The sequence below is a fragment of the Bacillus sp. 275 genome (assembly GCF_001999205.1).
In the GTDB taxonomy this organism is placed as follows: Bacteria; Bacillota; Bacilli; order Bacillales; family Bacillaceae; genus Bacillus; species Bacillus velezensis.
Genome location: NZ_CP019626.1, coordinates 1,198,866 through 1,211,779, shown reverse-complemented (window position 1 = coordinate 1,211,779; position 12,914 = coordinate 1,198,866). Strand labels below are relative to the sequence as shown.

Annotated in this window: 15 protein-coding genes; 7 read left to right on the top strand and 8 right to left on the bottom strand. The window is 48.2% G+C overall.

Annotated elements, in window-relative coordinates; all coding sequences use genetic code 11:
* Window positions 1–97: 97 nt before the first annotated feature.
* Window positions 98–613 (top strand): type 1 glutamine amidotransferase domain-containing protein, encoded by a 516-nt coding sequence (locus tag BZ167_RS05635; RefSeq protein WP_064107437.1) that lies wholly within the window; start codon window positions 98–100, stop codon window positions 611–613.
* Window positions 614–633: 20 nt separating this feature from the next.
* On the opposite strand, the gene BZ167_RS05630 is transcribed toward BZ167_RS05635, so the two are convergent.
* The 5 genes from BZ167_RS05630 to BZ167_RS05610 all read right to left on the bottom strand — a co-directional run bounded on the left by BZ167_RS05630 (window position 634) and on the right by BZ167_RS05610 (window position 5,284).
* Window positions 634–1,665 (bottom strand): LacI family DNA-binding transcriptional regulator, encoded by a 1,032-nt coding sequence (locus BZ167_RS05630; RefSeq protein WP_015417030.1) that lies wholly within the window; start codon window positions 1,663–1,665, stop codon window positions 634–636.
* A gap of 135 nt (window positions 1,666–1,800) precedes the next feature.
* Complete coding sequence (locus BZ167_RS05625; RefSeq protein WP_077391969.1) at window positions 1,801–2,685, bottom strand: shikimate dehydrogenase; 885 nt, start codon at window positions 2,683–2,685, stop codon at window positions 1,801–1,803.
* 65 nt (window positions 2,686–2,750) lie between these two features.
* Window positions 2,751–3,512, bottom strand: a complete 762-nt coding sequence (aroD, locus tag BZ167_RS05620; protein WP_015417031.1) for a type I 3-dehydroquinate dehydratase — start codon at window positions 3,510–3,512, stop codon at window positions 2,751–2,753.
* Between the two features lie 26 nt (window positions 3,513–3,538).
* Window positions 3,539–4,732: an MFS transporter gene (locus BZ167_RS05615; protein WP_053573587.1), complete on the bottom strand. Its 1,194-nt coding sequence runs from the start codon at window positions 4,730–4,732 to the stop codon at window positions 3,539–3,541.
* A 336-nt stretch (window positions 4,733–5,068) separates the two neighbouring features.
* Complete coding sequence (locus tag BZ167_RS05610; RefSeq protein ID WP_108702396.1) at window positions 5,069–5,284, bottom strand: DUF1128 domain-containing protein; 216 nt, start codon at window positions 5,282–5,284, stop codon at window positions 5,069–5,071.
* A gap of 155 nt (window positions 5,285–5,439) precedes the next feature.
* Between BZ167_RS05610 and BZ167_RS05605 the strand changes: the two genes are divergently transcribed.
* The 3 genes from BZ167_RS05605 to BZ167_RS05595 are packed head-to-tail and all read left to right on the top strand — an operon-like array spanning window position 5,440 to window position 7,104.
* Window positions 5,440–5,913 (top strand): low molecular weight protein-tyrosine-phosphatase, encoded by a 474-nt coding sequence (locus BZ167_RS05605; RefSeq protein ID WP_053573589.1) that lies wholly within the window; start codon window positions 5,440–5,442, stop codon window positions 5,911–5,913.
* Window positions 5,914–5,926: 13 nt separating this feature from the next.
* Window positions 5,927–6,253 carry a hypothetical protein gene (locus BZ167_RS05600; protein ID WP_015239397.1) on the top strand — a complete coding sequence of 109 codons (327 nt, stop codon included), beginning with the start codon at window positions 5,927–5,929 and terminating at the stop codon, window positions 6,251–6,253.
* An 11-nt stretch (window positions 6,254–6,264) separates the two neighbouring features.
* Window positions 6,265–7,104, top strand: coding sequence for a YihY family inner membrane protein (locus tag BZ167_RS05595; RefSeq protein ID WP_007408509.1), 840 nt, complete (start codon window positions 6,265–6,267; stop codon window positions 7,102–7,104).
* A gap of 186 nt (window positions 7,105–7,290) precedes the next feature.
* Here the strand turns inward: BZ167_RS05595 and BZ167_RS05590 are convergent, their stop codons facing one another.
* A complete protein-coding gene (locus BZ167_RS05590; RefSeq protein WP_031378888.1) occupies window positions 7,291–8,469 on the bottom strand; it encodes an MFS transporter in 1,179 nt (392 codons plus the stop codon).
* A 158-nt stretch (window positions 8,470–8,627) separates the two neighbouring features.
* On the opposite strand from BZ167_RS05590, the gene cax reads away from it, so the two are divergent.
* Window positions 8,628–9,683, top strand: a complete 1,056-nt coding sequence (gene cax / locus BZ167_RS05585; RefSeq protein ID WP_007408511.1) for a calcium/proton exchanger — start codon at window positions 8,628–8,630, stop codon at window positions 9,681–9,683.
* 70 nt (window positions 9,684–9,753) lie between these two features.
* Window positions 9,754–10,548: a YfkD famly protein gene (locus BZ167_RS05580; RefSeq protein WP_023356782.1), complete on the top strand. Its 795-nt coding sequence runs from the start codon at window positions 9,754–9,756 to the stop codon at window positions 10,546–10,548.
* Between the two features lie 28 nt (window positions 10,549–10,576).
* On the opposite strand, the gene BZ167_RS05575 is transcribed toward BZ167_RS05580, so the two are convergent.
* Window positions 10,577–11,410: a mechanosensitive ion channel family protein gene (locus BZ167_RS05575; RefSeq protein WP_007408513.1), complete on the bottom strand. Its 834-nt coding sequence runs from the start codon at window positions 11,408–11,410 to the stop codon at window positions 10,577–10,579.
* Between the two features lie 6 nt (window positions 11,411–11,416).
* Window positions 11,417–12,538: a radical SAM/CxCxxxxC motif protein YfkAB gene (gene yfkAB, locus BZ167_RS05570; protein WP_014417201.1), complete on the bottom strand. Its 1,122-nt coding sequence runs from the start codon at window positions 12,536–12,538 to the stop codon at window positions 11,417–11,419.
* A 146-nt stretch (window positions 12,539–12,684) separates the two neighbouring features.
* Here yfkAB and BZ167_RS05565 point away from each other — a divergent pair, with 146 nt between their 5' ends.
* Window positions 12,685–12,870 carry an SE1561 family protein gene (locus BZ167_RS05565; protein ID WP_003155558.1) on the top strand — a complete coding sequence of 62 codons (186 nt, stop codon included), beginning with the start codon at window positions 12,685–12,687 and terminating at the stop codon, window positions 12,868–12,870.
* The last annotated feature ends 44 nt before the right edge of the window (window positions 12,871–12,914 follow it).

Sequence of the window (12,914 nt, the reverse complement as noted above, 5' to 3'; positions counted from 1 at the left end):
AAAACGGATGAGCGGCAAACGCGTTACCTATGTTTGATGTTAGTGTGGCTGGGGTACATGGATTTATGTAGACTTCATCAAGCAGGAGGTAGTAACTATGGGTAAAAAAATTGCAGTTGTATTAACCGATTATTTTGAGGATGTCGAGTATACTGAACCTGCGAAAGCTTTTAAAGATGCGGGTCATGAATTAACCGTAATTGAACAGGAAAAAGGAAAAACAGTCAAAGGCAAACAAGGGGAAGCCGAAGTGAAAGTGGATGAGTCCATCGATGATGTAAATCCGAAAGACTTTGACGCATTGCTGATCCCGGGCGGATTCTCTCCTGACATGCTGCGTGCGGATGACCGTTTCGTCCAATTTGCCAAAGCGTTTATGGATGACAAAAAACCGGTGTTCGCCATCTGCCACGGACCTCAGCTTCTCATCAACGCGAAAGCATTGGACGGGCGCAAAGCGACAGGGTTTACATCAATCCGAATCGACATGGAAAACGCGGGCGCAAATGTGGTGGATGAAGAAGTCGTCGTCTGCCAGAACCAGCTGGTCACAAGCCGCACACCGGATGACATACCGGCATTCAACCGCGAATCATTAAAACTGCTTGCGTAATATAAAAGCGGAGCGCCGTATCAGGCGTTCCGCTTTTTTTGTGAAGATTCCCGGATAACCAGCTCAGGCGCCAGAATAATGCGTTGTTTTTTGTGCTGGGAACTGGTGATTTTATGATGCAGCAATTGAGCCGCTTCTTTTCCCGACTGCCGCGGAAAGGAAGAAACGGTTGTAAGCGGGGGATAAGAAATTTCAGCTTCCGGCACGTTATCAAAGCCGACAATGTCAATATCTTCGCCCGGAATGAGCCCGGCTTTTCTGATCCCTTGCATGACGCCGAACGCGACCAAATCACTGAAGCAGAAAATCGCGGTCGGGCGCTCAGACCGGCGGAGGAGCTCCGTCACGGCTTCACAGCCTGCTTCGCGGGTCGGCGCGCTGTCAATGACATAGTCATTTTTCACTTCCAGATCCGCTTCACGGAGCGCTTTTTTAAACCCTTTCATGCGCTTCGTCCATGTTGACGAGTGCTTCACGCCGCCCAGAAACGCAATCTCCTGATGGCCTTTCTCAATGAAATGACGCACTGCCTTATAGGTGCCTTCCTCATAATCGGCTCCGACAAAATCACAGTCGGCATCGGCAATCTCCCTGACGGCGAGCACGACCGGAATGTCAAGCTGCTCAAGGCGGGAAAGGGTTTCCTCAGCCGTACCTGAAACCGGGCACAAAATCAATCCGCCGACCCTGTGCTCCAGCATGGTTGAGATCAGCTGCTCCTGCTTGGCGACGGAATCAAATGTCGTGCCTAACAGCACCGTTAATCCGACTTCCTCAAGCGTATTCTGAACGCCGATCAGAAACTCTGAGAAAAACGTATTGGAAATGTCAGTAATAATCAATCCTACCGTTGTGGACGTCTGTGATCGTAAATTCGCGGCGACCCGATCATATACGTACCCCAGCTCCCGCATGGATTGCAGCACTTTCTCACGGGTCGCTTCGGAAATTCGCGGATTATTGCGGACGATTAATGAAGCGGTGGATGTTGAGACGCCGGCATGTTCAGCGACCTGCTGCAATGTCACCCGGCGTTTTTTTTGCTGTTTCATACGTCGCATTCCTCACTTGGTTTTTATTCGTTACATCCATTATAAGCGTTTTGGCGCATGAGAAGAAAGAGAGAGGGGAGAAAATGACAAAGCGCCGGAAGACGGATTGTCCTTCGGCGCTTATGTCACAATAGGTTATTCAAACATTTGCTCTTTAATATACTGAACCGGCATTTCACGGCCTGTCCAATATTCAAACGCCATGGCGCCCTGCCAAAGCATCATGCCGCGGCCGTTAATGGTGTTGCAGCCGGCCGCTTGAGCTTGTTCAAGCAATTTCGACGTAACGGGGTTGTAAACGACGTCTGTCACAATCAAATCCGGACGGAGCATGGATGTATCTTCAATGACGCTCAAGCCTTCAAGCGGTTTCATGCCGACACCCGTTCCGTTTGTGAAAATATCGCTTGAAGCGATTTCAGCACGCAGCGCATCTTGATCTTCGAGCGGGAAGACTTTCGCTTTGCAAGAAGATCCCTTCATTTCTTCATTGATAATGCGGACGTTTTCTTCCGCTTTTTCGAAAAACGCGTCATTGCGGGCGAAAATAGAGATTTCTCCGAGGCCTTCCAATGCGGATTGAATCGCTATCGGAGTGGCGGCCCCGCCGGAACCGACCAGCGTCATTTTTTTGCCCGTGATATCGATACCGTGTTCTTTTAAGTTGCGGACGTATCCCATACCGTCAGTGGAGTGTCCGATCAGTCTTCCGTTTTCATTAACGACTGTATTCACCGCGCCGGTGAATTTCGCTGAATCCGCGAGTTCATCGAGGTAAGGGAGAATGTTCATCTTGTTCGGCATCGAGATATTGAAGCCTCTGACGTTTAAGGCGCGCATTCCCGTTACCACATCTTCCAGCTGTTCATTGCCGACTTCAAACGCGAGGTATGCGTAGTTCAATCCTAATTTTTTAAACGCCAGGTTGTGCATCGCCGGAGATAATGAGTGTCCGATCGGTGTCGCGAATAATCCGATAAGCTGAGTTTTTCCGTTAATCCGTCCTAATTCTTTCTTCATGATGTATTCCTCCGTTAGTCCATTCATTTGTTTTTCAACCCGCTTTGAGGGCAGAAAAACGCTGATTACATATGTTTATTTAAAATGCTGAGTACGCTGCGCAATTCTTCAACGGGAATCTGTCCGGGCGCTGATGCTTCTTTGCCCGCGCCGAACGTGCACGCTGAGCCGAAGACTTCGCCGGCCAGGCGGCTGATCAGACCTGTTCCCGCCATTGACATCGTGATGATCGGCCGGTCTGCGTATTGTGTTTTCATCGTGTGAGTGGCATCCAATAAGACGAAAACATCTTCCGTGCTTTGCGGCATCACCGCGATTTTCGGAATGTGCGCGCCGTACGCCTGCATGTTCCGCAGCCGGGAAATGATTTCTTCTTTTTTCGGTGTCTGATGAAAATCATGATTGGACATGACAACATATACGCCGTTGTCTTCAGCGGTTTTCACAATTGATTTGACTTCCGCTTCTCCCGTAAACAACTCAACGTCTGCAAGGTCAATGTGTTTTGTTTCGATGGCGGTTTTAAGCAATTCAATGTAGAAGCGATCATCAATAACTTTATTTCCGCCTTCTTTATGAGTTCTGAATGTGAAAAGCAGCGGTGTTGCGCCTGCGGCTTTCCGCAGCTTTTCAAGCATGCCTTTTACGGCGTCCAGGCTGTCAACGTGCTCGTACACATCCGCCCGCCACTCAATGATATCCGGGCGAAGCCTGTTGACGGCTTCAATTTCTTCGAGCAGTTCTTTCTCTCCGGGCGCCATCAGCGGCACAATGATCTTCGGAAGCCCTTCGCCGATGACCGTGTTTCTGATCGTGATAGATTGCATGATAAATCCTCTCCCTTAAAAAATAGTCAGGCTTTCATCACTTGCTTAAAGCGGATTCCGATAAACAATGCGAGAAGGGCGCTGACAACCGCAATTCCGATATCAAGCAGAAAAACAGGCGTCAGGCCGGCCGCTTTGGATATCGCTCCCGTTACAAGCGGAATGACAATAAAAGATAAGCTTGATGCTATATTAACAAAAGATGTGATCGTACCTTTATTTTTAGGGAATAAAACAGCCATAACCGTCATCGCCAATTGCAGAATGCCCGCAGTTGAAAGTCCGATGACAAAGGAGCTGATGACTGATACGGCCGGCTGATGAATGAAAATCAGAGCAAGCAGCGCGATTGCCGCGATCACAGGGTACAGCACCATTACCGTAATCGGCTGAATCACTCTGTTTAACAGCACGGCCAGCAATAATACGGACACAAGCGCACCGATGCTGTAATAGCTCAGCAATTTGACAGCCTGCACCTCAGGCATGCCCAAAACGGTTTGCCCGAACTTAGGAAGCCATACTTGAACGAGCATAAACAGCGCCGTAGATGAAAAGCCTAACAGAATGATCGCAAGGCCTTCACGCCATATCGACGGCTGTGATGTGAACGCGTCATCAGACGGAGAGGCTTCCGTCCGGCCGCCGTCTTCTTTTTGCTTATGATTCGGAAACGGAACTTTTAACAGGAAAAAGCCGTTCAGGAAGAAAATAATGCCCGGTACGAAAAACGTCCAGCCGTAAAACAAATGCCTGTCCGCAATAAACGCGATAAAAAACGGAAGCACCGTCGCGCCGATGGATACAAACGCTTTGATTAACACGGTTGCAGAGCTTGCGTTTTTCGGAAATCCTTCAATAAGCGCCGGATATGTCCCGGAATCCAAGAAGGAATTGGCGATCCCGGCGAAAATGGCGAAGATAAACGCGGCCGTATAGTTTGTCGAAAGCGGAATTCCGATTAGGAAAATCAGATACAGAAAGGCGCCCGACACGATAAACGGCCGTCTCCCGAATGTATCCGAAAGCTTCCCGGCAAACAGAAGCGAAATCAGCTTCCCGATCCCGATGGCGGAGACCAAATAGCTGACCCCGGCTGCGGATGTATGAAGCTGTTTTGATAATGCCTCCATATTGGATGCGATAATAATATTGATCATGCCCAGCAGGAAATAATTAACATAAAGACCCGCTGCCATTTTGGTGTATATGTTTTTCATGATGACATCCCCTAATGCGGTTAATAAAGAATTAAATTAATTTTTAAATTAACAAAAGCACAGAACCATTCCCCTTTATTGAACCACTGCCTTTCTTTGAAAACTGGTTTGATAAAACGGTTGCAGAGACAAACTTGAATAACGCTGATATCACAACGAGTATATCGTTCTACTAAATAAAAAAAGATAAGCGGCCCGCTCATTTAGTATATCGTTCTACCAAGTTCACAGTTACTATACTCCTTCTTTTTATATGTGTCAAACCGATGAACTTTTATTTTTCACTTTTTTAAATCAAAAAAAGACCCGCCGTTTTTCGGCAGGTCTGACATGGGTTTATTTTCTGAGAGAGGCGAGCTCCTCGGCAATGGCCTGCATTTCACTCGGGCTGAATGATGCTTTTTTCATGACCATTTGATGAAGGTATGTAAGATCTTCTATTTTTTCATCACTGAAATCTTCCGCTCTGATGACGCCGACATTGAGCATGTTGAGCTTTTGCGAAATGTCTTCAATCATTTTGTTTAACGTTTCTGTTTTTTGGCTCGGCAAATTCATGCATCCTTTCATGACCGTTTTCGTACCCTTTATTCTAACAGAATTCATTTAGAATAAAAGCTTATTTCCACAGCAGCAGAAAAGTTGCTAAGATGATGATAAGGTTTTTGATCCTCAAAATGCGGGGAAAGACTAGGGAGGTTATCGATATGATACATGTGTTGTTTGTCTGTCTGGGAAATATTTGCCGGTCGCCTATGGCAGAGGCGGTATTTTCTGATATGGTGAAGAAAAACGGGCTGAACGGGCAGATTAACATTGATTCAGCGGGAATCGGCGCCTGGCATGCGGGAAATCCGCCGCATGAAGGGACAAAGGAGATCCTAAAGGAGAAAGGGATCAGCGTAAGCGGCATCACGGCGAGGCAGGTGCGTGAGTCTGATCTGACCGATTTTGATTACGTCATTGCGATGGATGCAGAAAATATCGGACATCTGCGCAGCATGGCCGGTTATAAAAAAGCGGCGCCGCGTATTGCAAGGCTGCTTGATTATGTACCGGAGTCGGACCTTGCGGACGTGCCCGATCCGTATTATACCGGGAATTTCAGCGAGGTGTACGCTTTGGTCGAGTCCGGGTGCCGTCATTTGCTGGAGACAATAAAGAAAGACCATCATTTATAAGGGGGATTGACCGATGAAGCAGACACGCATCATGGCAAAAGCGATTCTGATCGGCGCTGCCGCCGGGGGAGCACTGTCCTTATTACATAAGCCGACAAGAGAGGCATGTTTCCGGAACATGGACGCGTGCAGGCAGCGTGCGGCATTCTACCGAAAACATCCTGAAGTGCTGAAACAGCAGGCATCTGCAAAACTTGATCAAGTGAAGACCATCGCCAATACCGTATCGGATGATCTGAGTTTTTTAAACGGCCAGATCACTAAGCTGAAGCAGACGACACCGCAGGTCATTGACCTGTTAAAAGAAACGAAGGAGCATTTTTCGAAAAACGATCATTGAGGTGGGATGTCATGAGTTTTATAAAGGAGCTGTTTGCAAGGTTTTCTCTCCATGAAGGACAAAGTAAATCGGCGGAGCTGGCGTATTTTTTCCTGCTGTCATTGTTTCCGTTAATGATTTTCATGCTGACGCTCACCGCCTATCTTCCCATATCGGCAGAAGACGTGCTCGGGGCGGTCGATCAATACGCGCCCGACAGCGCCATGTCTATGGTGAAATCCATAACAGAGCAAACGCTGAACAAGCGCAGCGGCGGGCTTTTGTCATTCGGGATTATCGCCGTCATCTGGTCGGCTTCGAATGGTATGAACGCGATTGTCAGAGCATTTAACCATGCCTACGAAGTCGAGGAAAACCGCTCATTTATCATCATTCGCCTGACCTCAATTTTTTTAACCATCGCGATGGTGGTTACGATTTTAATCGCATTGCTTCTGCCGGTGTTCGGCAGAGAAATCGGAATGCTGGCCGCAGATTTCATCGGCGCCTCCGGCCTGTTTTTGCAGGTGTGGTCGGTTGTCCGCTGGGGTATCAGTCCGCTTATCCTTTTAATCGTGTTTACCGCGCTTTACATTTTCGCGCCGAATAAAAGGCTTTCCCTCCGTTTTGTGCTGCCGGGAGCCGTATTTGCGGCAGCCGGCTGGATTATCGTCAGTATGCTGTTCTCATTTTACGTCGGCACCTTTGCCAACTACAGCGCCACATACGGGAGCATCGGGGGAATTATCGTCCTTATGATCTGGTTTTACCTTACGGGAACACTGCTGATTTTAGGAGGCGAAATCAACGCGCTTTTACATAAACGTAAAAAGCTTCCTGATGAAAATCCGTACCGCGGGAGCAAGCTATAGAGGAACGGATGACGTTCAAGCTGAAAAACGGAGGGAATCGGCTATGACCAAGCATACGAAAAAAGGCGGAAGCCATAATAAACAAAACTCAAAAAACGGCCCGAAGAATAAAACAAGCGGAAGCGCTAACGGGCAGAACGGATACCACTAGAAAGAAGCCGCCTGACTTAGATCAGGCGGCTTTTTTTATGAGGACGGAAAAGAATGGGATTCGGATGCGGGGCTGTGCTTTGTTTTCCCGAAGACGAGCGCAAGCCAAATACAGACCAGAATCACCGTAATAAAGTAAAACAAATTGGCGCTTTCAAACCGCTGCATATACCAGCCGCCCGCCACCGGGCCGATCATGCTGCCGAGGCTGAAGGAAATGCCGCAGAGCAGATTGCCCGCCGGCAGCAGATGGGAGGGCAGCAGGTCGCTCATATAGCTGATGCCGAGGGAAAACATACTGCCGACCGCCATTCCCGCCGTGAAAAAGCAGCAGCCGATGACAGAAGGCGAGGGAAACAGTCCGGCCGTCAAAAAGCAAAGGGCACCCGTTAATAAGATGACGAGCAGGACACGTTTTCTCCCGAATCGATCGCTTAATAAACCGAGAGGGAACTGGAATACAATACTTCCGATGGCAAAAGCGGGCAATATCAGCGCGACGGCATCGACGGATATGCCTAAGCGCAGGGCGTACACGGGAAAGCTTCCGTTCAGCGCCGTTTCTAAAAAACCGTATCCGAAAGCCGGGAGAAAAGCGACCCAGCCGAAAAGAAGGGCGCGGTAAAACCGTTTTGCGCTGTTATCCCCGGATGTTTCATCCGGACCTTGCGCCGGGTACTCGTTACGTAAGACAAATACAAATAGCCAGGCGGCAAGACTGATACAGCCGGATACGATAAACGGAAGGGACGGACTTGTTTTCACAAGAGGGACCATGAACGGGCCGACAGCGAATCCGAGCCCGAAGGACAGTCCGTACAGCGAAATGTTTCTTCCTCTGTTTCGGGGCGTTGACTTTGACGTCACCCACGTTTGGGTTGAAAAATGCAGCATATGATCACCGATTCCGATAAGCAGCCGAAGAAAAAACCATAACCATATGGATTGAAGCCAAATAAAACTGAATAAGCTGATGATAACAAGAAATCCGCCCATGACCATCAGAGGTTTGAATCCGAGCTTGCGCAGCGGGGCCTCCATAAACGGCGACGCCAGAAGCACGCCGATATAAAGGCCGGTTGCGTGAAGTCCGTTTATAGCGGCTGATTCCCCGTTCGTTTCAAAAATGACGGAGATCACCGGCAGAAGCATGCCTTGGGAAAATCCGGAGATGGAAACAAGCAGAACCAAAATAAAGAAGTACAGTCGTGACATCGCGTATTTCTCCTTCTTCAGTATCTTTCTTGATCGTACACGGATTTGTCGCGTCCGGCAACCTGAAAATGCCAATTCGGGCTGCCGCGGAAGTGTAATTGAGGGAGTTTTTGAGAAGGATATAAAAAGACTCATTCGAAAAAAGGAGCCAGGCAGATATGAATCGGATTTTTTTCTTTACAGCTGCGGCGGGAGTGCCGCTTTCAGTCATCGGCGGCCTGATGCACTGGCCGTCAGCGGTTTTGTTTATTATTTATTGCTTGACGATTATTGCGCTTGCAAGTTATATGGGGAGAGCGACTGAATCTCTTGCCATTATCGCGGGACCGCGGATCGGCGGTCTGCTGAATGCCACGTTCGGCAATGCGGTAGAGCTGATTATATCGCTTTTCGCCCTAAAAGAAGGGCTGACGGGCATCGTGCTTGCTTCACTGACCGGTTCGGTGCTCGGCAATCTTTTGCTCGTCGCGGGATTGTCGTTTTTTATCGGTGGTTTGAAATACAAGCGGCAGGAATTCAATATTCATGATGCACGGCATAATTCCGGATTGCTGATTTTTGCCATTATCGTTGCTTTTGTCATTCCCGAAGTGTTTTCCATGGATATGGGGGAAAAAAACAAGCTTGATTTGAGTGTCGGCATCAGCATCATCATGATCCTTTTGTACGTGGCAGCTCTTTATTTCAAGCTCGTCACCCACCGCGGTGTTTATCAGCCGAATCAGCCGGAGGCAAAGGAAGAAGAGGAGCAGCCTGAGTGGTCGGGGAAAAGAGCGACAGCCGTCTTATTTATTTCAACCATTATCGTCGCCTACATATCTGAAAACCTTGTCCATACGTTTCATGCGGTGGCTGAACAGTTTGGCTGGAGCGAGCTGTTTATCGGAGTGATTATCGTCGCAATCGTCGGAAATGCCGCAGAGCATGCGTCGGCGATTATTATGGCGTACAAAGACAAGATGGATGTCGCCGTTGAAATCGCGGTAGGCTCGACTTTGCAGATCGCCATGTTTGTGGCTCCGGTTCTTGTGATCTGTTCCATCTTTTTTCCGGTCAATATGCCGCTTGTATTCACATTGCCCGAGCTTGTGGCGATGATCTCATCCGTCCTTTTGATGACAATGATTTCAAATGACGGTGATTCGAACTGGTTTGAAGGGGCTACGCTCCTTGCCGCTTATGTCATTATGGCGATCGGTTTTTTCCTGCTTTAACCTGTAAAAAATGCGGATAACAACGATTGCGGAGGAAAAGACTAAAGGAAAATGCTATAGAAAGAGTGATATGATGAGAAAGCTGTTTCATGCCACACTGATTCTGCTGTTATCCTTTAGTTTTTTCGCAACGCCGTCTGCCGCTGCAAAAAAACCGTTTAAGGTTCCCAACTCTGTCGTAAGCATTTCAAAGGAAAATACGTATCCGAATGCTTCACAGGACCAGCCGATGCTTCAGCCGAGCAAACTGGCAAAGGAATTGTTAGATACATCCGAGATCAACATCGAAAATCCGCATCTGATAAAGATGCTGAATGAATCCTCGGTTTCCGGTTCACCGCTTGCCATCGGATACCGGGCGACAATATTTCTCGGGAAATGGGCGCTCGGCTATCAATCGAACGAAACGGTCGCCAACTGGGAATATAAAAAAATCAACACAAACAGAGCGGATAACCGGGGCGGACAGCAAACCGCGGTTATCTCATACGCCCAAGAACAGCAATACAAAATCAAAGGCGGGCTCACAGCGAAGGTGCCGAACGCAGAAGACGTAAAAAGCATGATGATGCAAAAAGCGATGAAGAAAACAAAACTGCCGCTCGCGTTTGAAACGGTTATCGGCGCAGGCACAAAACGCGATCAAACCTACAAAATTTCTCCGCAGCGGCTCGGCTACCTGCACGCCTACGCTCCGGCCGTTAATGAAAAAGGAAAAGTAACATACGGTGAAGTGTATTTGGTGCTGAAAGGCAGCAAGCGGAAACTTGTCGTCAAAAATGTGACTTCGCAAGGAATCGGGGCTTGGATTCCGGTGCAGGATCACGTCACATTCGGTTTTCAAATGACAGCGCAGCCGAGATAAATAAAAAAAGCTGATTCCGGTTCGGGAATCAGCTTTTTTGTGTGTGATACATTTCCTCGAGCAATTGCACATTGTTGTTGTACAGCTCCCGGGCAAGAACGCGTCTCACCGCAAGGCTCGCCGAGAAGTATTCTGTGTCTTGAACCATGCCTTTCACTGTAAATTCAATGCCTCTGGTTAATTTGTTGAGACTCATAATTCCATGCACTTGAAACGGCTCCGTCGCATTGAGAAATTCATCCCGCTTCAGTGAATCGCGAAGCTCATCATTGAGCATGTCGCAGGCTTTTTCTAACACGGCATATACCCGCTCGGGATCTTCCTTGTAACTGATCACGACGGACTCGGTAATCCGCATAAAATCAATGTTATAGTTTTGAAGCTGTCTGACCTCACCGTTAGATATGGTAAGCAGCTTGCCGGTCCACTCACGGATCTGGAGGGAACGGAGTCCGATTTCTTCGACTGTGCCGTTGAACAGATTGTTAATCGTCACGTAATCACCTTTATGAAGCTGGCGTTCGTATATTAAAAAGACACCGGCCAATATGTCCTTGATTAACGACTGGGCGCCGAAACCGATGACGATACCGGCAACACCCGCCCCGGCTAAAATTCGGCCGAAATCATGAACGAATAAAGAAATGACGTAAAAGATAAAACCGATCGTCGCCGTATACTGGGTGATGGATCGGACGAGGCTTTCAATCGTTTTCCCTTTCCGTTCCTCCAAGAAATCCGTGCGTTTAAATAACACCTGGACAAAGCGGTTGATCAGAAAAACACCGGCGTAAAGCACGAGAGCGACGATGATGATCTCAACCACTTTGCTTTTCAAAATGTCCGTAATTGTCGTTTCCATCTTTTGTTAACCTCTGGCTTTTCGTAATGAAAAATCTGTGTCCTGATAATAACTGTTTTTGACAAGGACGTTCGGGCCGAGGCACCGGACGTTTGTGCAGCGGCAGTTCAGCTCTTTGCTCAGCTTCGTCTGTCTCCACTTGTCATATGCTTCAGGAAGGCTGTCTGTTTTAATATTGCCGAGCGGCGGTGTATCGCCGAAATCCGTGACAATGATATTTCCGTCAAAAATGTTGACATTCAGGCGGGAGCGGCCGTCAGGGTCGTTTCGCACCGTAACGTTTTTCGCTTCCCGCAGGCGGCGGAGGAGCTTCTGATCTTCTTCATCAGGGCTGCATGCGTAAAACGGGAGCGTACCGAACAGCATCCATGTCTCTTCATCGCGAATGTCGAGCAGATGATGAATGGCCTGTCTCATGTCCTTCAGGCTGAGTGATTCAAGCGCGCTGGCGAAATCACTCGGATACATCGGATGGACTTCGTGCCGCTGGCATTTCATTTCTTCCGTAATCTGCCGGTGAATATGTTCAATATGCGGCAGCGTCCGTTTGTTCAGCATCGTTTCCGCTGAAACCATTACGCCTGCTTCGACCAGCGTGCGGCTGTTTTCAATCATTTTGTCAAAATAGCGCGCCCGCTGTTCAAATGTCGGTTTCTTCTCCATCATCGCAAATCCGATGTCGGCAAAGTCCTCGACTGTTCCCCAGTTGTGAGAAATGTGAAGAACGTCCAAATAAGGAATAATCCGTTCATAGCGCCCGATATCAAGCGTCAGGTTTGAATTGATCTGTGTGCGCACGCCGCGTTCATGGGCATATTTTAAAAGCGGGACGACGTATTCCTTTACCGATTTCAGCGAAAGCATCGGTTCGCCGCCCGTAATGCTGATAGAGCGTAACAGAGGAATTTCATCAAGCCGCTTTAATAAAAGGTCGATCGGCAGCGCATTCGGGTCTTTCGGCTGGAGCGTGTACCCGACGGCGCAGTGCTCGCATCTCATATTGCACAAAGTCGTCGTTGTGAATTCAACGTTCGTCAGTTTCATATCTCCATACTGGTCGACATCCATGTACGCTTCCCAAGGATCGTACTCCGGTGTGATCGGACGCAGTGTTGTGTTTTGTGTCATGACTATCTAACTCCTTTATAAATGGGGCATACTAACGTCTGCCAAGTGTTAATTTTAGACCTGATCTGCCAAGATCGCAAGTAGCGGAACCATTGAAAAACGGCAAAAAATACGCTACCATTATAAAAAATGAATGGAGTGGAAGTATGGGGAATGCAGTAAACAGCAAAGATCAGCAGCTCGATTACCTGAAGAACAGACTCGATATGTTTATGAATGTCATTGATTCATTAGACCCTGAATCAACGGACGTTGAAGATATAGACCGGCTCATCGGCATGCTTGATGATCTGGAAGCAAAATACGAACGCTTTAAAAAGGATTGGGAATAAACCCCGGCGGATGCCGGGGTTTTTCTTTTTCCATAATGCGGCTG

Excerpts from the sequence above, each read along its gene's own strand:
- BZ167_RS05635 (WP_064107437.1), top strand. The coding sequence starts at position 98 with ATGGGTAAAAAAATTGCAGTTGTATTAACCGATTATTTTGAGGATGTC.
- BZ167_RS05630 (WP_015417030.1), bottom strand. The coding sequence starts at position 1,665 with ATGAAACAGCAAAAAAAACGCCGGGTGACATTGCAGCAGGTCGCTGAA.
- BZ167_RS05625 (WP_077391969.1), bottom strand. The coding sequence starts at position 2,685 with ATGAAGAAAGAATTAGGACGGATTAACGGAAAAACTCAGCTTATCGGA.
- aroD (WP_015417031.1), bottom strand. The coding sequence starts at position 3,512 with ATGCAATCTATCACGATCAGAAACACGGTCATCGGCGAAGGGCTTCCG.
- BZ167_RS05615 (WP_053573587.1), bottom strand. The coding sequence starts at position 4,732 with ATGAAAAACATATACACCAAAATGGCAGCGGGTCTTTATGTTAATTAT.
- BZ167_RS05605 (WP_053573589.1), top strand. The coding sequence starts at position 5,440 with ATGATACATGTGTTGTTTGTCTGTCTGGGAAATATTTGCCGGTCGCCT.
- BZ167_RS05600 (WP_015239397.1), top strand. The coding sequence starts at position 5,927 with ATGAAGCAGACACGCATCATGGCAAAAGCGATTCTGATCGGCGCTGCC.
- BZ167_RS05595 (WP_007408509.1), top strand. The coding sequence starts at position 6,265 with ATGAGTTTTATAAAGGAGCTGTTTGCAAGGTTTTCTCTCCATGAAGGA.
- BZ167_RS05590 (WP_031378888.1), bottom strand. The coding sequence starts at position 8,469 with ATGTCACGACTGTACTTCTTTATTTTGGTTCTGCTTGTTTCCATCTCC.
- cax (WP_007408511.1), top strand. The coding sequence starts at position 8,628 with ATGAATCGGATTTTTTTCTTTACAGCTGCGGCGGGAGTGCCGCTTTCA.
- BZ167_RS05580 (WP_023356782.1), top strand. The coding sequence starts at position 9,754 with ATGATGAGAAAGCTGTTTCATGCCACACTGATTCTGCTGTTATCCTTT.
- BZ167_RS05575 (WP_007408513.1), bottom strand. The coding sequence starts at position 11,410 with ATGGAAACGACAATTACGGACATTTTGAAAAGCAAAGTGGTTGAGATC.
- yfkAB (WP_014417201.1), bottom strand. The coding sequence starts at position 12,538 with ATGACACAAAACACAACACTGCGTCCGATCACACCGGAGTACGATCCT.
- BZ167_RS05565 (WP_003155558.1), top strand. The coding sequence starts at position 12,685 with ATGGGGAATGCAGTAAACAGCAAAGATCAGCAGCTCGATTACCTGAAG.